The sequence below is a fragment of the Caulobacter sp. GW821-FHT10F06 genome, assembly GCF_058809215.1.
On record NZ_JBXASK010000004.1, the window covers coordinates 532,748 to 551,303 of the forward strand.

The 18,556-nt window shown below is 67.7% G+C and carries 18 protein-coding genes and 1 tRNA gene; 10 read left to right on the forward strand and 9 right to left on the reverse strand.

The annotated features are described in order from the left end of the window. Positions 1 to 21: 21 nt before the first annotated feature. From AC1RUS_RS11825 to cysS, 7 genes are all read right to left on the reverse strand, one after another. Entirely contained in the window at positions 22 to 948 is a 927-nt protein-coding gene (locus AC1RUS_RS11825) for a glycosyltransferase family 2 protein (protein WP_492916240.1), read from the reverse strand. Next, complete coding sequence (thrS, locus tag AC1RUS_RS11830) at positions 948 to 2,930, reverse strand: threonine--tRNA ligase (RefSeq protein WP_492916242.1); 1,983 nt, start codon at positions 2,928 to 2,930, stop codon at positions 948 to 950. Before thrS ends, AC1RUS_RS11825 begins: the two co-directional genes overlap by 1 nt. Then, entirely contained in the window at positions 2,927 to 3,181 is a 255-nt protein-coding gene (gene yidD / locus AC1RUS_RS11835) for a membrane protein insertion efficiency factor YidD (RefSeq protein WP_492916244.1), read from the reverse strand. The genes thrS and yidD overlap by 4 nt, the downstream gene beginning before the upstream one ends. A 52-nt stretch (positions 3,182 to 3,233) precedes the next feature. After that, positions 3,234 to 3,695, reverse strand: coding sequence for an iron-sulfur cluster assembly scaffold protein (locus tag AC1RUS_RS11840; RefSeq protein WP_492916246.1), 462 nt, complete (start codon positions 3,693 to 3,695; stop codon positions 3,234 to 3,236). Positions 3,696 to 3,700: 5 nt separating this feature from the next. After that, positions 3,701 to 4,162, reverse strand: coding sequence for an SRPBCC family protein (locus AC1RUS_RS11845; protein WP_492916248.1), 462 nt, complete (start codon positions 4,160 to 4,162; stop codon positions 3,701 to 3,703). A gap of 761 nt (positions 4,163 to 4,923) precedes the next feature. Further along, the gene (locus AC1RUS_RS11850; RefSeq protein ID WP_492916250.1) at positions 4,924 to 5,685 is read right to left on the reverse strand and encodes a 3-oxoacyl-ACP reductase; all 762 of its coding nucleotides are present in this window, start codon (positions 5,683 to 5,685) and stop codon (positions 4,924 to 4,926) included. 181 nt (positions 5,686 to 5,866) lie between these two features. Further along, positions 5,867 to 7,258, reverse strand: coding sequence for a cysteine--tRNA ligase (gene cysS / locus AC1RUS_RS11855; protein ID WP_492916252.1), 1,392 nt, complete (start codon positions 7,256 to 7,258; stop codon positions 5,867 to 5,869). A gap of 192 nt (positions 7,259 to 7,450) precedes the next feature. Between cysS and folE the strand changes: the two genes are divergently transcribed. Beyond that, positions 7,451 to 8,086, forward strand: a complete 636-nt coding sequence (gene folE, locus AC1RUS_RS11860) for a GTP cyclohydrolase I FolE (protein ID WP_492916254.1) — start codon at positions 7,451 to 7,453, stop codon at positions 8,084 to 8,086. A 116-nt stretch (positions 8,087 to 8,202) separates the two neighbouring features. Here the strand turns inward: folE and AC1RUS_RS11865 are convergent, their stop codons facing one another. Beyond that, positions 8,203 to 9,087: a DUF817 domain-containing protein gene (locus AC1RUS_RS11865; RefSeq protein WP_492916256.1), complete on the reverse strand. Its 885-nt coding sequence runs from the start codon at positions 9,085 to 9,087 to the stop codon at positions 8,203 to 8,205. Between the two features lie 59 nt (positions 9,088 to 9,146). Here AC1RUS_RS11865 and hisI point away from each other — a divergent pair, with 59 nt between their 5' ends. The 3 genes from hisI to AC1RUS_RS11880 all read left to right on the forward strand — a co-directional run bounded on the left by hisI (position 9,147) and on the right by AC1RUS_RS11880 (position 10,549). After that, positions 9,147 to 9,554, forward strand: a complete 408-nt coding sequence (gene hisI, locus AC1RUS_RS11870; protein ID WP_492916258.1) for a phosphoribosyl-AMP cyclohydrolase — start codon at positions 9,147 to 9,149, stop codon at positions 9,552 to 9,554. Between the two features lies 1 nt (position 9,555). Continuing rightward, complete coding sequence (locus AC1RUS_RS11875; protein ID WP_492916260.1) at positions 9,556 to 10,182, forward strand: LysE family translocator; 627 nt, start codon at positions 9,556 to 9,558, stop codon at positions 10,180 to 10,182. A 61-nt stretch (positions 10,183 to 10,243) separates the two neighbouring features. After that, entirely contained in the window at positions 10,244 to 10,549 is a 306-nt protein-coding gene (locus AC1RUS_RS11880) for a ferritin family protein (RefSeq protein ID WP_492916262.1), read from the forward strand. Between the two features lie 124 nt (positions 10,550 to 10,673). Here AC1RUS_RS11880 and AC1RUS_RS11885 read toward each other — a convergent pair whose 3' ends face one another. Further along, positions 10,674 to 13,154 carry a TonB-dependent receptor gene (locus tag AC1RUS_RS11885; protein WP_492916264.1) on the reverse strand — a complete coding sequence of 827 codons (2,481 nt, stop codon included), beginning with the start codon at positions 13,152 to 13,154 and terminating at the stop codon, positions 10,674 to 10,676. Between the two features lie 131 nt (positions 13,155 to 13,285). Here AC1RUS_RS11885 and AC1RUS_RS11890 point away from each other — a divergent pair, with 131 nt between their 5' ends. From AC1RUS_RS11890 to AC1RUS_RS11915, 6 genes are all read left to right on the forward strand, one after another. Then, positions 13,286 to 14,281, forward strand: a complete 996-nt coding sequence (locus AC1RUS_RS11890; RefSeq protein WP_492916308.1) for an RluA family pseudouridine synthase — start codon at positions 13,286 to 13,288, stop codon at positions 14,279 to 14,281. Between the two features lie 95 nt (positions 14,282 to 14,376). After that, entirely contained in the window at positions 14,377 to 15,072 is a 696-nt protein-coding gene (locus AC1RUS_RS11895; RefSeq protein WP_492916266.1) for a hypothetical protein, read from the forward strand. 112 nt (positions 15,073 to 15,184) lie between these two features. Beyond that, positions 15,185 to 16,030, forward strand: a complete 846-nt coding sequence (locus tag AC1RUS_RS11900; RefSeq protein WP_492916268.1) for an MBL fold metallo-hydrolase — start codon at positions 15,185 to 15,187, stop codon at positions 16,028 to 16,030. Positions 16,031 to 16,099: 69 nt separating this feature from the next. Continuing rightward, a complete protein-coding gene (locus AC1RUS_RS11905; RefSeq protein ID WP_492916270.1) occupies positions 16,100 to 16,519 on the forward strand; it encodes a PaaI family thioesterase in 420 nt (139 codons plus the stop codon). Between the two features lie 107 nt (positions 16,520 to 16,626). Then, positions 16,627 to 16,716: transfer RNA gene (locus AC1RUS_RS11910), tRNA-Ser, on the forward strand. 25 nt (positions 16,717 to 16,741) lie between these two features. Next, positions 16,742 to 18,442 carry a tetratricopeptide repeat-containing sulfotransferase family protein gene (locus AC1RUS_RS11915; RefSeq protein ID WP_492916272.1) on the forward strand — a complete coding sequence of 567 codons (1,701 nt, stop codon included), beginning with the start codon at positions 16,742 to 16,744 and terminating at the stop codon, positions 18,440 to 18,442. Positions 18,443 to 18,556 lie beyond the last annotated feature (114 nt).

Sequence of the window (18,556 nt, forward strand, 5' to 3'; positions counted from 1 at the left end):
GGGACGTTCAGCGGTGGCTGATTAGATCGGGCGGCCGGTGAGCTTCCACAGCAGCGGACGGCACACCGACATCAGCATGATGGCCGGGGCCAGGAACACGGCCAGGGCGTAGCGCTGGAGGGTGTCGGCGCGCTTGATGAAGTAGCGGGAGAGGCCCACGCCCTTGTGGAACTCGACCTTCACCGGATGTTCCAGGCTGGTGTGGCCCAGATGGACCACCTGGGCCTTGGGCTGGAAGATCACCTCGCCGCCGGCCTGCCGGGCGCGCCAGCACAGGTCGATGTCCTCGACGTGTAGGAAATAGCCTTCGTCGAAACCGTCCAGGGCCTCGAAGTCGCTGCGGCGCAGGGCGAAGCAGGCGCCCGAGATCGTCGGCATGGGAACCGGCGAACGCGGAAGGGGTTCGGTTTCCCGATGGATCTCGAAGCCCGACAGTTTGGAATAGCGCCGGGTCAGATGCCCGAAGCTGAGCAGGGTCGTGATCGGCGTCACCTCGCCGCGACGACCGCCGCGCTGCTCGGTGCCATCGGTGTTCATCACCCGCGCCCCGACCACGGTCGGGGTCGGCTGGCCGCGGAAGGCCGTGACCAGCGCCGCGATGCAGCCGGGCTGCAGGTTGGCGTCCGGGTTGATGAAGATGACGTATTCGCCCTTGGCCGTCGTGGCGCCCATGTTGGCGCCCCGCGCAAAGCCGACATTGCCGTGGCCCTGCTGGAGCACGACGCGCGGTTCGGTCAGGCTCAGGGCGCGCAGCATGTCGGCGTCACGGGCCGACGAGCCGTTGTCGACGATGACGAACTCGTCGACCAGCGGCTCGTCCAGCACGTGCCGGATGCTGTCGGACAGCGCGTTCCCCGTCCGGTACACGACCATCACCACCGATATGTTCGGCTTCGCCGGACGAGCGCCGACGGCAAGGGTCGTAAAGGACGGGAGAATGCTGTTCATCAGGCAAGCGCCGCTTCTGGGGTCGGCATGGTCAGGCCTCGCGCTCGGGCAAGATCGGGCGGCGTCGCTTCGGCGGTGAGCACGCGTACGGCTTCGTCGAGCGACAGGATGTTCTGCCCCTCTCCGCCCAGACGACGCAAGGCCACCTGCCCGGTCTCCGCTTCTTTACGCCCCACCACCGCGATCACCGGCACCTTTGCGAGACTGTGCTCGCGAATCTTGTAGTTAATCTTCTCATTACGCAGATCGACCTCCGCGCGCATCCCCAAAGACGTCAATCTCTCGACGACCTGACGAGCATAATCATCGGCGTCGGACGTGATAGTAGCCACGACCACCTGCGTCGGCGCCAGCCAAAGCGGCAGATGTCCGGCGAAGTTTTCCAACAGAATGCCGATGAACCGCTCGAAGGACCCCAAGATCGCCCTGTGCAACATTACAGGGCGCTTTTTGGAACCGTCCTCCGAAACGTACTCCGCGTCCAGTCGTTCCGGCAAAACAAAGTCAAGTTGCAGCGTCCCGCACTGCCAGACACGACCAATCGCGTCCTTCAGCGAGAACTCCAGTTTCGGGCCATAGAAGGCGCCTTCACCTGGCTGATCAACCAGACGCTCGCCCGCCGCTTCGGCGGCCGTGGCCAGGGCGTGTTCGGCCTTGTCCCAGACCTCGTCGCTGCCCGCGCGCAGCTCCGGACGCGTCGAGAACTTCACATCGTGAAGGTTCATGCCCAGGTCGTTATAGACGCTGCGCAACAGTTCGATGAACCGGGCGCTTTCCTCCGTGACCTGCTCTTCGCGGCAGAAGATGTGGGCGTCGTCCTGCGTGAAGGCCCGCACCCGCATGATGCCGTGCATAGCGCCCGAGGGCTCGTAGCGGTGGCAGGCGCCGAACTCGGCCATGCGCAGCGGCAGTTCGCGATAGCTCTTCTGGCCGACATTGAAGATCTGGATGTGGCCCGGGCAGTTCATCGGCTTGACGGCCAGAACCTCGCCCTCGGCGCTTTCGCACATGAACATGGCGTGGCCGAACTTCTCGGCGTGGCCCGACTTCTCCCACAGGCTCTTGTCGAGGATCTGGGGCGTCTTGACCTCTTGATAGCCGGCCGCGTCGAGGCGACGGCGCATGTAGTCCTCCAGCGCCCGATAGAGCGTCCAGCCCTTCGGGTGCCAGAAGATCATGCCCTTGCCCTCTTCCTGGATGTGGAAGAGGTCCATGGTCCGGCCCAGCTTGCGGTGATCGCGCTTCTCGGCTTCCTCGATGCGCTTCAGATGCGCTTCCAGGTCGGCTTCGGAGGCCCACGACGTGCCATAGATGCGCTGGAGCTGGGCGTTGTTCTGGTCGCCGCGCCAGTAGGCGCCGGCCAGCTTGGTCAGCTTGAAGGCCTTGCCCACCGCCTTGGTGGACGGAAGGTGAGGCCCGCGGCACAGGTCCTTCCACTTCTCGCCCTGATGATAGACCGTGATCGTGTCGCTGGCCGGCAGGTCGCGGATGATCTGGGCCTTGTAGCTTTCGCCCATGGCTTCGAAGTCGGCGATGGCGGCGTCGCGGTCGACTTCCTCACGGCGGATCTTCTCGTCGCGGTCGACGATCTGGCGCATGCGCTCTTCGATCTTGGGCAGATCGTCGAGGCTGAACGGCTCGTCGCGGGCGAAGTCGTAATAGAAGCCGTCCTCGACGTTCGGACCGATCGTGACCTGGGTGCCGGGGAACAGTTCCTGCACGGCCTCGGCCAGAACGTGGGCGGTGTCGTGACGGATCACCTCGAGGGCGTCGGGCGACTCGCGCGTGACGATCTCGATCTTGCGCTCGCCGGTCAGCAGGTCGGCCGTCAGCGGACGGTCAAGGTCCAGCAGGACGCCGTCCAGCTTGATCAGCAGCGCCTTCTTTTCCAACGACTTCGAGATCGCGGCGGCGACATCGCGCCCGCTCGAGCCGTCGGGATATTGACGGGACGAACCGTCAGGGAAAACCAGGTCGATCATTCTTCACATATCCACTTTCGTGGCGTGACGCGCGGCGGAGGCGGGTCGTACCCCGATCCTCCTAACGGATTGCATCGGCAAATCCGTCGCAACGCCAGCCAAGACCCTTTTGCGGGTCCGTAGTCCTTGAGCGCCTGCGCCGCATACTCCGAACAACTCGGCATAAAACGGCACTGACGCCCGATGAGGGGCGAGAGCGTCAACTTGTAGGCCCTGAGGCCAAGGTCGACGGTGCGTTCGTAGAAGGTCATGCCAGCGCAGCGATTGTTGCAGCGTGCTTATCGCACCCGCGAAAAGCCGCAATCAAGCGGCGCCGGCGCTGCTAGTTCGAGTTTCCGCCTGCGCTGTGGCGCGGGAGACAGCCTCGACCGCCGCTTCGAACGCCAAAAGCGTCGAGGCGTGACGGGCGGGATAGTCCTTGACCGGCTCCAGCACGGCGAGCTCCGAAAACCGGCCCGCAGGAGGCGAACCGTTCGTCTTAAGCATAGCGCGTAGGGAATCTCGCGCAAACGCGATCTCGGAAAGATCGGCGCCGACGATGTTCGCGCCCAGGATCGCGGCCGAGGCCTGGCCCAGGGCGCAGGCCGAAACGTCCTGCGCGAAGTCGCTGACGCGACCATCGGTCACGCGGACATCGACGACGATCCGGCTGCCGCAGAGCTTGGAGCTCTTCTCCGACGAGGCGTCGGGCGCGGCCAGACGCCCGGTGCGCGGGATGTTCGCGACCAGGGTCAGGATCTTGGCGCTGTAGAGCTCGTCGATCATCGGACTTAGGTGGGGATCTTCTGGCGTTCGGACCAGAGGCGTTCGGCGTGATCGCGCAGGGCCTCGCCGATCTGGGTGTAGGCGGCGCGCAGCTTGCGGCGCTCGGCCTTGCTGACCCAGCGCACCAAGGGGCCCATGAACAGCTCGCCGTTCGAGAAGGTCGCGTTGGACGGGCCCATGCTCTCGATCTCGATATAGCGGATCGCCGTGACGAAGCCGCCCATGCGGCTGCTGCGCCAGTGCAACTGCTCGTAGGGCACCCAGTCCTGGACAACCGGCGAGATCACCCGGGCAGGTTCGCCCTCCAGGGCCTGCTCGATCGTCAGGGCCGTGCCGATCTTCATCTGGCCCTCGGCCTTGCGATGGATCGGATTCCAGTCGCCCCAGGTCGAGAAGTCGGAGATCAGCTCCCAGACCAGCTCGGCGGGGGCCTGGACGCCCGTGCGATGTTCTACGGCTCGTTGCATGGCGGGCTTTTAGCATCAGGGCGCGGCAGACATAAACCCCGTGGGAGACGGCGAGACGGTCATCCCGGGTCTTCGCCGCGCTACGCCCGGGATGACAGAGAAAGGAACACACGGGTTCGCGTCCTCGCCGGTTTGCGCGGCGAGTGTTGGGGAGGCGGCGGAGCGTCCGGGCCAGGCCCGGATGAGTTTTAGGGGAGTACCGTTTCGGCCGTGGCCGGAGCGCTCCGCGCGGTCGTTATCCCTCTGGCCGGGGCGCGCGGGTCTTGTTCAACCCTTTGCCCCACCCGGATTTGTCCTCCTCGCGACGGACCCAGCCCTGGGGCTGCAAGCCACGCCGATTCCGGAAGGACCCGGAGCGAACCTTCGGACGGGCGGGGGTTTGGCCTTCCCCCGATGGACAGGTTTACGTCCCCTGCCCTCTGAACCCGTACAACCGCCCCCGTCGCGCGTTTCGGTCGCCAGCTTCGCGCCCTCCCCTGCGACGGGGCGAGCAGAAGTATGCTGCGGGTTTGGCGGGGGCGGCGTCGATTTTGGATCGTGACGCTGGGTGCGGCGGTTAGGGCGTTGAAGTTGTTGGGGCGGAGGGGGCGCTATGCTCGCAAGATTGCGGGGGTAACTAGATCCTCCTCCTCTGCGGGAGTGGCCCGAGGGCCGGAGGGGCAGCGCGGCGCTAGCCCAGATCGCGCCAGGCATTGCATATGCCGGCGCTGCCCCCTCAGTCGCTCCGCGACAGCTCCCCCAGAGGGGGGGGGCATCTTCAGCTAGTCCCGCACCAGCCCGCCATCCACCACCAGGTTCTGGCCCGTCACCGCCCGGCTCCAGGGCGAGGCGAAGAACAGCACCGCGTCGGCGAACTCGGCCGGCGTCGTCACCCGGCGCAAGGGCGTGCTCTGGGCGATCAGGTCGAAGATCGCTTCCGGCGTCGCCGAGCTGGCGTCGGTGGTGCGCAGCAGGCCGCCCGACAGCATGTTGACGGTGATTCCGCCGGGGCCGAGATCGGCCGCCGCCGTGCGGGTCAGCGACAGCAGCGCGGCCTTGGCGGCCGTGTAGTCGTGATAGGGCACCACCGGGTTCTGGAAGAGGTTGGTGCCGATATTGATCACCCGCCCGAAGCCGGCGTTCTCCATCGCCGGAGCCGTGGCCTGAATCAGGTTCAGCGCCCCGCGCACGGACACGTCCAGCTGGCCCTGGAAATCCTCCCAGGGGATGGTCTGCAGGGTATGGCGGCCGTCGCCGTTGAAGCTGAAATCGCCCAGAGCGTTGTTGACCACCGTGGTGACGTGGCTCCCGAAGTGCTCGGCGGCCTCGTTGACCAAGCGGCGGATCTCTTCGCGGTCGCTGACGTCGGCCTGCAGGGCCACGGCGCGGTCGCCCAGTTCTTCCGCGAGCGCCAGGGCGGCGGCCTCGCTGCGGCGATAGTTGATCACCACCGACGCGCCCTGGTCGGCGAAGGCCCGGGCGATGGCGGCGCCCAGCCCCCGACCGGCGCCGGAGACCAGGACGATCTGTTCGTTCAACTGCATGGGCGGGGTCCGGTTGGCTACAAACAGTGACGCAATAATCCAGGTGTCATCCCGGAAGCCTCACAGAGGCTGTCCGGGACCCAGGGGTCTGGGCAAAGGCCTTGCGGTTCACCTGGGTCCCGGACAAGCGCTGCGCGCTTTCCGGGATGACAACGGTGGGGGACTTCTAAAGAGGCCGAGATCAGTCCTTCATGCGCCACGTCGCCCCGGCCGGACCGTCCATGACCACCACGCCCAGGCCGTCGAGTTCGGCGCGAATGGCGTCTGCGGCGGTCCAGTCCTTGGCGGCGCGGGCCTCGACCCGGCGCTTGAGCAGGTCTTCCACCTGGGCCTTCAGGTCGTCGGAGGCGTCGCCCTCGAACCAGCTGTCCGGGTCGGCCTGCAGGAAGCCCAGCAGGGCGCCGGCCTCGATCAGCCTGGCCTTGTTGGCGGCGATGGCGACGGTGTCGCCGGCGGTGACGGCCCGCTCGATGGCGCTGGAGACCTCGAAGAAGCACGAGATCGCCTGCGGCGTGTTGAGGTCGTCCTCGAGCGCGGCGATCACCTCGGCCGGAGCCTCCATGGCCTGGTCCATGGGCGTGTCCTTGGCGCGGCGCAGGGCGCCGTACAGGCGGTCCAGCGCCTTCTTGGACTGCTCCAGCAGCTCCGGCGTCCAGTCCAGCGGTTGGCGGTAGTGCGCCGACAGCAGCGCCCAGCGGATCACCTCGCCCGGCGTGGTCTTCAAGAGCTCGTGGGGCAGGATGACGTTGCCCAGGCTCTTGGACATCTTCTCGCCGGACATATCCAGGAAGCCGTTGTGCAGCCAGTAGTTGGCCAGGACCGGCAGGTCGTGGGCGCAGCGGCTCTGGGCCACTTCGTTCTCATGGTGCGGGAAGGTCAGGTCGATGCCGCCGGCGTGGATGTCGATGGTCTTGCCCAGCGCCTTGTCGATCATGGCCGAGCATTCGATATGCCAGCCCGGACGGCCCGCGCCCCAGGGGCTGTCCCACTCGGGCTCGTTTTCCTTGGACGGCTTCCACAGCACGAAGTCGGCGGGGTGGCGCTTGTAGGGCGCGACCTCGACGCGGGCCCCGGCGATCATCTCGTCCAGGTCGCGGCCCGACAGCTCGCCATAGTCCGGGAAGGACTGGGTGTCGAACAGCACGTGGCCCTCGGCGGCGTAGGCCTTGCCGTTCTCCACGAGTTTGCCGATCATCTCGACGATGGCGCCGATGTGCTCGGTGGCCTTGGGCTCCAGGGTCGGACGCAGGGCCAGCAGGCCGTCGGCGTCGGCGTGATAGGCGGCCAGGTAGCGGTCGGTGATGACCTTGATCTCGACGCCCTCGTCGAAGGCCTTCTTGTTGATCTTGTCGTCCACGTCGGTGACGTTGCGGGCATAGACCACCGCGTCCTCGCCATAGATGTGGCGCAGCATGCGGAACAGGACGTCGAACACGACAACCGGGCGGAAGTTGCCGATGTGGGCGTGATTATAGACCGTGGGCCCGCAGACATACATCGTCACCCGGCTCGGATCGGCGGGAACGAAGGCGCGCTTTTCGCGCGTCAGGGTGTCGTGGAGCTTCAAGGTCATGAGAAAAACTGATCTGCCTGACGTAACGAGAGGTGTTGCGAGGGGTTGAATGGGTCCCATATAGCTAGTGGACACACGGACCACACCTCATCTTTTCGACGAGCTGTGCCGTAGCTGTGAAACGGGTGGCACGCGTCATTCCAGGACGACAGGCGTCCTGGCGCAACTCAGCCCGTGGAAAGACCTCCGAAAATGGACGCCCTGTCCCGCGAGCGAACCCTGATCGGCTCTGACGCCGGTCTTGATCTTGAACCCGCCCAGCGCCCCACCCGCGACGAGGCCATGGCTGCGGTCCGAACCCTTCTGGCCTGGGCGGGCGACAATCCCGACCGCGAAGGCCTGCTCGACACGCCCCAGCGCGTGGTCGACGCCTATGGCGAGTGGTTCGCCGGCTATCACGGCGATCCGGCCAAGGAGCTCTCGCGCACCTTCGAGGACGTGCAGGGCTATGACGACATGGTCATGCTGCGCGGCATCGACGTGCAGAGCCACTGCGAGCACCACATGGCGCCGTTCCTGGGCAAGGCCTGGGTGGCCTACATGCCGACCGGCAAGGTCGTCGGCCTGTCAAAGCTGGCCCGCCTGGTCGAGATCTTCGCCAAGCGTCTCCAGACCCAGGAGACCATGACCATGCAGGTGGCCGACGCCATCGAGGACCACCTGTCGGCCGCCGGCGTCGCCGTGCTGATCGACGCCGAGCACCAGTGCATGAGCACCCGCGGCGTCCACCACCACGACGTCTCGACGATCACGACGCAGTTCCGCGGCGTGTTCAAGACCGACAAGATCCTGCAGCAGCGGTTCATGGATCTGGTGACGCGGAAGTAGTTCAGGCCGTGCGTCCTTCGAGGCTCGCCTAGGGGCGAGCACCTCAGGATGAGGAATTCAGAAAACGGTCCTCATCCTGAGGTGCGAGGCGCAACCGAGCCTCGAAGGACACACCGCTAAGCCGCCGCCCGGATCCCCTCGCGGATCTTCGCCACGCAAGCGTCCTCCGGGCGGTGGACCAGGCTCACCAGCACGAAGCTGATCAGCATCAGCAGGTACCAGGCCCCGATCTTCTCGATCGACACCATCGACCAGCCGTCCTTCTGGCTGGGATAGATCCACGCGCCGGCGAAGGTGCCGAGGTTCTCGGCGAACCAGATGAACAGCGACACCAGCAACAGGCCGACGATCATCGGCATGCGGCGCGGCTTGAGGTCGGGCGTGAACACGAACCAGCTGCGCCCGAACAGCACCGCCGACAGGGCGAACAGGCCGATGCGGATGTCGGGGCCGAAGTGGTGGGTGAAGAAGTTCAGATAGGCCAGGCCCGCCAGGATCCAGGCGCTCCAGAACGGCGGGTAGCGGATGAAGGTGATGTCGAACAGGCGCCAGGCCCGGGCGATGTAGCTGCCGACGCAGGCGTACATGAAGCCGGTGAACAGCGGCACGCCGCCGATCCGCAGGCTGCTGGGCTCGGGATAGATCCACGAGCCGTGCGAGGTCTTGAACACCTCCATCAGCGTGCCGACCAAGTGGAAGATGAAGATCACCGCCGCCTCGTCCCAGCGCTCCAGCTTCAGGGCCAGCAGGGTCGCCTGGATGGCCAGCGAGGCCAGGACCAGGAAATCGTAGCGCGCCAACGGGGCGTCCTTGGGCCAGAACAGGTAGGTGGCGACCAGCAGGGCCAGCATCAGCGCGCCGAACAGGCTGGCCCAGGCCTGCTTGAGGCCGAACAGCAGGAACTCGTAGGCGCGGCCATGCCAGGGCGACCGCGCCGCCCACGGCCGAGCCCGGACATCCAGCGCCGCCACCCCGGCCTTGATGCGATCCTTGAGGTTCATCGATTCTTCCCTGAGGCGAGGCTAGCCCAGAGGGGGCCGTCGGCGCCATATGTGGCGCCATGAGCACGTCCCTGTTTCCCCACGCCCACGACAAGCACGCCCTGGAACGGGGCGATCAGCTGGCGCCGAGCTTCAACGCCGACGGGCTGGTGGTCGCGGTGGCGCAACACGCCGACACCGGCGAGATCCTGATGCTGGCCTGGATGAACGACGAGGCCCTGAAGCTGACCGTCGACACCGGGATCGCCCACTATTTCAGCCGCTCACGAAGCGAACTTTGGAAGAAGGGCGAGACCAGCGGCCAGCTGCAGGTCGTCGAGGAGCTGCGCGTCGACTGCGACCAGGACGCCGTCCTGATCAAGGTGCGCCCGCAGGGCGACGGCGGGGCCTGTCACGTCGGCTTCCGATCCTGCTTCTATCGCGTGTGGGAAGACGGCCGTCTGGTCGAGCGCGAGGACAAGGCCTGACATGACCCCGGTCCAAGCCCTGCTGGCCTTCGGCGTCGCCGCCGGCCTGCTGACCATCACGCCAGGGCTGGACACGGCGCTGGTGCTGCGCACCGCCGCCACCGAGGGCCCGCGGCGGGCCTTCGCCGCCGCCTTGGGCATCGGCTTGGGCTGCATGATCTGGGGCGTGGCCGCCTCGGTCGGGGCCGGCGCGCTGCTGACCGCCTCGACGATCGCCTACACCGCCCTGAAATGGGCGGGCGCGGCCTATCTGGTGTGGATGGGGCTGAAGATGATCCTCAAGCCGCGCGACAGTTTCGAGCCCGGCGCGGTGACCCCGACCGGCGGCGGCGCCATGGCCTCGCTGCGGCGCGGCCTGCTGACCAACCTGCTCAATCCCAAGGTCGGGGTGTTCTATATCTCGTTCCTGCCGCAGTTCGTGCCGACGGGCGTCAACCCGGCCGCCTTCGGCGTGCTGCTGACCGGCGTGCACGTGGTGATGGGCCTGCTGTGGGCCGGACTGCTGATCGCCGCCACCGCCCCGCTGGCGGGCCTGCTGCGCGAGGCCGTGGTGGTCCGCTGGCTGGACCGGGTCAGCGGCGGCGTCTTCATCGCCTTCGGCCTGCGCCTGGCGCTGGAGCGGCGATAGTCACGGCGCCGCTTGGCCGGTTCGCGCGTTAGGTCATCCAAGCCAACAGGATGATGAACGCATGTCGAGCGAAGACCTTCATGTTCCCCGCGAAAAACTGAGCCGCAAGACGCTGAACCGCCACTACGCCATCACCTCGCTGATCGAGGAGTTCGAGGCGGTGGACTGGTATCGTCAGCGTGCGGACGACTGCGACGACGCCGAGCTGAAGAAGATCCTGCTGCACAACGCCCGCGAGGAGCTGGAGCACGCGGCGATGGTTCTGGAATGGCTGCGCCGCGACGATCCGGAGACCGACGAGCAGCTGCGCGAGTACCTGTTCAAGGACGGCTCGATCGCGGGGCGCGAGGAAGAGGCGACGAAATAGGTCGCAAAATAGCTTGTCATCCCGGCCGCAGCGAAGCGGAGAGCCGGGACCCAGGGGCCGCCGCAGTGCATTGGCCCCTGGGTCCCGGACAGCCTTTGCGAGGCTTCCGGGATGACAAGGTTTTTTACCGCTTGATCGAGAACCCAACCCCCACGAAGCGCGGCTTGCCGGCGATGAAGGTCGGGATGCCGAAGCTGTCGCCGGTGTTGCCGGCGTCCTTCAGGTACTGCTTGTCGAGCAGGTTCTCGGCGAACACCTCCAGCTTCCAGCGATCGTCCAGCGCGCCGTAGCCCATCCGCAGGTTCAGCAGGCCATAGCCCTTCTGGAACTCGTCGACGGCGGTGTCGGGGAAGGTGCCGCCCGACTGCAGGTCGGCGCGGTCGTTGTTGTCGTCGAAGAACACCTTGGAGCGGTAGGTCCAGGTCGGGGTGGCGAAGAGCTTGCCCGACAGCCACGGCTTGCTGAACGCCGCGCCGACTGAGAAGGCGTGGTCCGGCGACAGGCGGAACTGGTTGCCCTTGCGCAGGCCGCTTTCAAGGCGGGCGTGGTTGTAGGCGTAGGTCGTGAACAGGGTCAGATCGTCGGTGGCCCGCAGGTTGGCCTCGCCCTCGAAGCCGTAGGCCTTGGCCTCGCCGGCGTTCAGGGTGACGGTCTGCGCGCCCTGGCGGAAGGTCGTGGCGAAGTTGTCGTAATTGTACTGGAACACCGAGGCGGCCAGGAACAGGCGGCCTTCCATCACCCGCGTCTTCACGCCGGCCTCGTAGGAGTCGACCGTCTCGGCGTCGATGACGCTGAAGCGGGCCGGGCCGTTGGGCGTCGCCGCCCCGGCGGTCGAGATGGTGTCGGGACGACGGCCACGGGCGTACGAGGCGTAATAGCTCAGCGTGTCCGAGGCGGCGTAGCGCGCCACCAGGCGCCAGGTGACGCCGCTGTCGTCGATGGCCTTGGACGACAGGTCGCCGTTGTTGGTGGTCGGCTGGGTGATCAGGCCGACATTCGGCAGCACGGCGTTGTTCACGGCGTTGGGCTGGGCGGCCAGGAACAGATTGGTCGCCGTCGGGGCCGCCAGCAGGATGCCCAGGATCGAGCGGCCGTTCTGGTTGGTCGAGCGGAACGCGGCTTCGCGGTCCTCGCTGGTGTAGCGCAGGCCGCCGGTCAGCTCGAGCTTGTCGGTGACCTTCAGCGTGCCGTCGGCATAGACGTCGTAGGCGGTGTTGTCGGCATAGTTGGCGAATTCCTCGCGGTGCACCGACTTCAGGTTCGAGACGATCCCGGGCGCCAGCGAGGCGGGAATGCCGAAGCCCAGCTGCAGGATGGTGGCCAGATAGGTCGGGTTGGTCAGCACGGCCAGGGGCTGGGGATTGGGACGGCTGATGCCCAGGGCGCTGTTGCCGGCCAGCAGGGCCAGCACCAGGCGCTCGTCGAACTGGCCGGGGATGCGCCACGAGCCGGTCTCGTGGAAGTAGTTGGCGCCGACGAAGCCGGTGAAGCGGCCGCCGTTGTCGTAGTTCAGGCGCAGCTCCTGGCTCTGCTGGCGGCCCTTGGCGTCCTCGGCGAAGGTGATGATCGGCAGCGACGAGCCGTCCGGATCGAACACCTCGGTCGAGTGGAAGGCGCGGGTGGCGGTGATCGACGACAGGCTGAGCGCGTCGGTCAGCTGGTACTCGGCCAGGGCCGTCAGGCCGTAGACGTTGCGGTCCAGGCCCAGGGGCTTGCCGCCTTCGAAGCCCGCGCCGGGGCTGAGCGTGGCGCTGGAATTGGACAGGCGGTCGCCCAGGGCGGCGCCGGTGATCGGGTCGGTCGGGTTGAAGGTGCGCGACTTGAAGGCCGTGCCGGTGGTGTCGTCTTCCTGCCAGTTGCCGATCAGGTCGACCTTCAGCTTCTCGGTCGGCTCCAGGTGATAGGCGATGCGCACCGCCGTGGTGCCCAGCGAGTTGTAGGCGTCGCCGCCGGCCGCGTCGTCCACATAGCCATCGCGCTGCTTGGACCGAACCGCGAAGCGCAGGGCGCTGCCGTTGTTGAACGCCAGGTTGGCGACGGCCTCGCCCATGACGTAGCCCTTGCTGCCCGTCTCACCGGCCAGGCTCCAGTCCGAGCGGGTCGGATCGGCCTTGTTCTGCACCAGGTTCACCGCGCCGATCAGCGCGCCGCGGCCAAACAGCGTCGATTGCGGTCCCTTGGCCACCTCGATGCGCTCCATGTCGAACAGCTCGACATACGAGCCGCGCGAGCGCGAGATCGGCACGCCGTCCTGATAGATCGACACCCGGGTCTCGTCGGTGGCCGAGCCGCTGTCCGAGGTGATGCCGCGCATCACGAAGCCGGAATTGTTGTTGGACTGGTTCTGCACCACGAAGCCGGGCGTGAAGGCCGACAGCTGGTCGAACTCCTGGACGCCGATCTTCTCGAGGAACTTGCCCGAATAGGCGGTGACGGCGATCGGCACCTCGACGCGGTCCTGGGCGCGCTTCTGGGCGGTGATGACGACGGCGTCCAGCGCGGTCGGGTCGTTGGCGGAGGTTTCCTCGGCCAGAACGGGCTGGGCCACGGCCAGAGCCAGAAGGCTGGCGGCGGTCATCAGCGAGGTGGTGCGGAAGGCGCGCATCGACTATCCCCTTTCGAATGCAGGCTTGAAATCAAGTTTCGGCCGTAGGGGCGCTCCATGGCGGGTGCGCGACGGTGTTGTGACGGAGCTGTGAAACGGTGGCGCTCAGGGACGATGAGGTCGAGGAAGAGCTGGACCTCGTCCCGGAAGGCGAAACCTTCATCGAAGCGCGCCTCGAAGACGCCCAGGCCGGCCAGCGCCTGGACAAGGTGCTGGGCCACGCGCTCGACGGTCTCTCCCGCGCCCGGCTGCAGGCCCTGATCGCCGAGGGCCGCCTGACCTTCGCGCCCGAGACCGGCGAACCCCGCCTGGTCAAGGACGGCTCGGCCAAGGCCCAGGCCGGCCTCTACCGCGTGACCGTGCCCGCCCCGATCGCCGCCGAGCCGACGCCCGAGGACATCCCGCTGACCGTCCTCTACGAGGACGCCTACCTGATCGTGGTCGACAAGCCGGCCGGCATGGCCGCCCACCCGGCGCCCGGCAACTATACCGGCACCCTGGTCCACGCCCTGCTGCACCACTGCAAGGGCAGCCTGTCGGGCGTCGGCGGCGTGGCCCGGCCGGGCATCGTCCACCGGCTGGACAAGGAGACGTCCGGCGTGATGGTCGCGGCCAAGACCGACGCCGCCCACCAGGGCCTGTCGGCCCTGTTCTCGACCCATGACATCGACCGGCTCTACATCGCGCTCACGCGCGGCGCGCCCCATCCGGCCAGCGGAACGATCCAGACCCAGCTGGGCCGCTCGCCGCACGACCGCAAGAAGATGGCGATCCTCAAGAGCGGCGGCCGTGAGGCCATCACCCACTACCGCGTCGAGGAGACCTTCGGGCCCAGCGACAAGCCCGTGGCGGCGCGGGTGGCCTGCCGGCTGGAGACAGGCCGCACCCACCAGATCCGCGTCCACATGGCCAGCAAGAGCACGCCTTGCCTGGGCGATCCCGTCTATGGCGCGTCAGCCCCGACCGCCGCCGTGCGCGCGGTGATGGACGAGGTCGGCTTCTCCCGCCAGGCGCTGCACGCCGCCGTGCTGGGCTTCGTCCACCCGATCACCGGAGAGACCCTGCGGTTCGAGACCCCCCTGCCCGCCGACATGGCGGCGCTGGAAGCGGGGCTGAAGGCGCTGTGAGTTCGTCCGGCCTTGCGGTCCGGTAACAAAAGCGCCCTAATTCGGCTGACGTGACGGCCTAAGTGTCTAGAGTGCAGCGTTCCCGGAAAGCCAAGATGACCTCGACGCGACCGATCCTCGGCATCCTGGCCGCCCTTGCCCTCACTGCTCCGGCGCTCGCCCAGACGGTGACGAGCACGGACGAAGCCGTTCCCACGGCCGCCCACCGCGTCGACGCCAAGACCGCCGCCGAGGCCGAGAAGCTGCAGGCCGCCCAGGCCGAGGCCGCCGCCAAGGCCCCGCCGGCCAAGGTGCTGACCACCGACGAGCAGATCGCCGCCTTCCTGGCGACCTCGCCCGCCATCCGCCAGGTCGACACCGCCAGCGGCGTCGTGCGCGCCGACGACGGCGAGCCCGAACCGCGCAAGATCCATGGCTCGGCCGGTGTCACCGTCGGCACTGGCGGCTATCGCAGCGCCTATGTCTCGACCCTGATCCCGATCGGCGAAAGCTCCACCCTGGGCATCGCCTATTCCCAGACCGACCACGGCAAGAACGGCGTCTACCTGCCCTACGACGGCTACGGTTACGGCGGCGGCTATGACGGCGTGGGCCTGAACCGGGGCGGCCGCTGGGGTCGCGGCGGCAAGAGCCAGTCGGTGGCCGTCTCCCTGGCCGTGGGCACGGACCGCGACCGTCCGCCCGAGGGCTGCGCCCCGGCCTTCCGCGCCGACGGCCATTATGTCGAGCCGCTGTGGGCCACACAGATGCGCGGCGACCAGAACCCCTGCCTGCTCGGCGAAACCCGCTGAAGCCGCGTCCGCGCCGCCCGGCTGAACAATAATCGGCTCAGCCCCGCCGGCGTTCGCTGATGTTTAACGGCTTGCGGGCCAGGATGACTCAATCGGGACATCAGGCGTTCGCATGCAGCCGGAAATCATTGCTCACCATCACCCCGCCACGGGGACGGTGACCTATCTCGTCGTAGATCCGGCCACGCTCCTGTGCGCGATCGTCGATCCGGTCCTGGATTTCGATCCGGAGACCCAGGCCACCGACACCAGCTTCGTCGATGCGATCATCGCCGAAATCCGCGCCCGCGACATGGGTCCGACCTGGATCCTTGAGACCGGCCTGCACCAGGCCCACCTGTCGGCGGCCGGCCACCTGAAATACGAGACCGGCGCGTCGGTCTGCATCGGCGCCGGGGCGATAGACAGCCTCAAGCGCCTGGCTCCGGCCATGGGCGAGCACGGCGTCGACCTCGACGGCTGGGACTTCGACAAGCTGGCCCAGGACGGCGAGGTCCTGCCGATGGGCGGGATCGAGATCACCGCCCACGCGGTCAATGGCCGCCTGCCGGGCGCCGTGGCTTACCAGATCGGCGACGTGGTCTTCACCGGCGATGTGCTGCTGGCTCCCGAGCTGGGCGCCGGGCGCGCCGACCTGTTCGGCGCCGACGCCGCGGCCCTCTATGCCGACGCCCGCAAGTTCCTGTCCCTGCCGGGCGACACCCGCCTTCTGGCCGGCTGGGAGGCCGCCGAGGGCTCGGAAGCCACCACCGTGGCCCAACAGCGCGCCAATAACGTCCAGCTGCGCGACGGCGTCGACCTGGACGCCTTCGTCGCCGCCCGCCAGGCCGCCGACGCCGCCCTGCCGCCCCTGCCTTACGCCGCCGAGGCCCTGCGCGTGGCGATCCGCTCGGGCAAGCTGCCGCCCGAGGGCGAGGACGGCCGCCGCTTCCCGCCGACCGATATTCGTTCTCTTTAAAAACGCACTTGCGCCGACGGCGCTTCGACGGGCATATTCTTCGCACGCGAAGAATATGGAGAACGCCGCATGGCTGAAGATTTCAGCGCGACCCTGACCGAGCGTCAGGCCGGCAACCTGCCCGACCTGCTGGGCCTGGAATGGCTGGAAGCCCGCTCGGGCTATGTGAAGGGCCGCTTCACGGTCGGCCCGCATCACATGGCTCCCAACGGCTTCCTGCACGCCGCCAGCGTCATCGCCCTGGCCGACAGCGCCTGCGGCTATGGCTGCGTGGTCTCCCTGCCCGAGGGCGCGACCAGCTTCACGACCATCGAGCTGAAGTCCAACTTCCTGGGCACGACCCGCGAGGGCGGCGTTCTGTGCGAGGCCAGGCTGGTCCACGGCGGCCGCCTGACCCAGGTCTGGGACGCCGTGGTGACGGCCGAGGCGACCGGCAAGACCATCGCGCTTTTCCGCTGCACCCAGATGGTTTTGCACCCCAAGGCCTGACCGCGACAGAAAGCCCGCAATAGGGACTTGCGTTACCGCGACGACGCCGCTAGGTATCGCGCCCTCGACCTCGGGCGGCTCCAAAACGCTCCCGAAAAGGCACCCATGGAGAGGTGGCAGAGTGGTCGAATGTACCGCACTCGAAATGCGGCGTGCCTGGAAGGGCACCGTGGGTTCGAATCCCACCCTCTCCGCCACTACCCCTCTTAAATCGTCCTGCCCATGAGCACGGAACGGCCGCCGCACCCCCTGATCGCCCAGGCGCGCGACCTGCTGAACCGGGGTCAGGTCGAGCCCGCCCTGGCCGCCGCGCGACGTCGGCTGGGCGAGGCGGCTCACGATGTCGACGCGCTGGAAATCCTCGCCCTGATCCATCAGCAGCGCGGCCAGACGGTCGAGGCGATCGCGGTGCTGGAAACGATTATCGCGCTGGCCCCGCGCCTGGACTGGCCGCGCGACGACCTGGCGATCCTGCTGGCGGGCCTGGGCCGCAAGGCCGACGCCGAGATCGCCGTCCGCGCCGCCCTGGCGCTCAATGACCGCAATCCCCAGGCCCACGCCATGCTGGGCACCCTGCTGACCGAACGCCGCGACCTGCCCGGCGGCGAGGCGGCCTTTCGGCGCGCCCTGGCCCTGGTCGGCGACCATCCGCCCACCCAGACCGCGCTGGCCGCCAACCTGATCGAGCAGGGCAAGCTGGAGGCCGCCGAGCCGCTGCTGGCCCGCGCCGACGCCCTGGCGCCCCGCGATGGCCAGACCCTGGCCCACTGGTCGCGGCTTAAGGAGCTGGCCGGCGATCTTGCCGCCGCCCGCGCTCTGCTGGACCGCGCCCAGGCGACCGGCCTTGACGTCACCCTGCGGCGCGTCGTGCTGCTGGGCCGCGAGAAGCGTCACGCCGAAGCCCTGGCGGTGATCGAGGCCGCTCACGGCCGCGCGGGCGGCGACGCCCTACTGGAAGCCGGCCGATTGAAGGAGAAGCTGGGCCGCCCCGCCGAGGCCTTCGCCGACTTCGTCGAGGGCAAGGCGCGCCTGGCCGCCCGCGATGGGCTTGCCTATGACGGCGCGGCCGTGGTCCGCGAGTTCGAGACCCTGGCGCGGCTGGTCCAGGCCCGGGGCCGGCTGCCCGGCGCGCTGGTCCGCGAGGGCCCGCAACCGATCTTCGTGTTCGGCTTCCCGCGCTCGGGCACGACGATGGTCGAGCAGGTGCTGTCCAGCCACTCAGCCGTCGCGGCCGGCGGCGAGCTGCCGTTCGTCACCGAGATGGTCTCGCACCTGGAAGGCGCGCTGGGCGGGCTGGAGGCGCTCTGGACGCCCGGTGTCGCCGAGACGCTGCGCGACCTCTATCTGGATCGCGCCCAGGCCTTCGGCCTGCTGGACGGCGGCCAGCCGCTGTTCACGGACAAGATGCCGCTCAGCGAGGTCTGGACGCCGATAATCCGCGCGGCGTTCCCAGAGACCAAGCTGATCCGCATGGTCCGCCATCCGCTGGACACGGCGGTGTCGATGCTGTCGCACAACCTGACCCACGGCGAGTTCTGTGGCTACCGGATCGAGGACATCGCAACCCACATGCGCGCCGTCCACGCCCTGACCAAGACCTATGCGGCGACGCTGGGCGAGACGGCGCTAAACGTGCGCTATGAGGATCTGGTCGCCGACCAGGAGGGCCAGACCCGGCGACTGCTGGCGCATCTGGACCTGTCGTTCGCACCGGCCTGCCTGCGCTTCCACGAGAACCGCCGCTACGCGCCCACGCCTAGCTACGCCCAGGTCAGCGAGCCGCTGAACGACCGCTCGATCGGACGGTGGAAGCAGTATCGCGATCAGCTGAAGCCGCAGATCGACGCCTTGGCGGACGTGATCATCGACCTGGGATATCCTTCTCCCCTTGTGGGAGAAGGTGTCGACGACGTCGACGGATGAGGGGTCGCGCGGGCTAGTCCGGATAGGGCTTTCAACCCCTTGTGTCTTGGATCTGAGTTTAAAGTGGTGATGCGGGCGGCTGTTAGCAGCAGCCGCCCGCCGCGACCTTGAGCC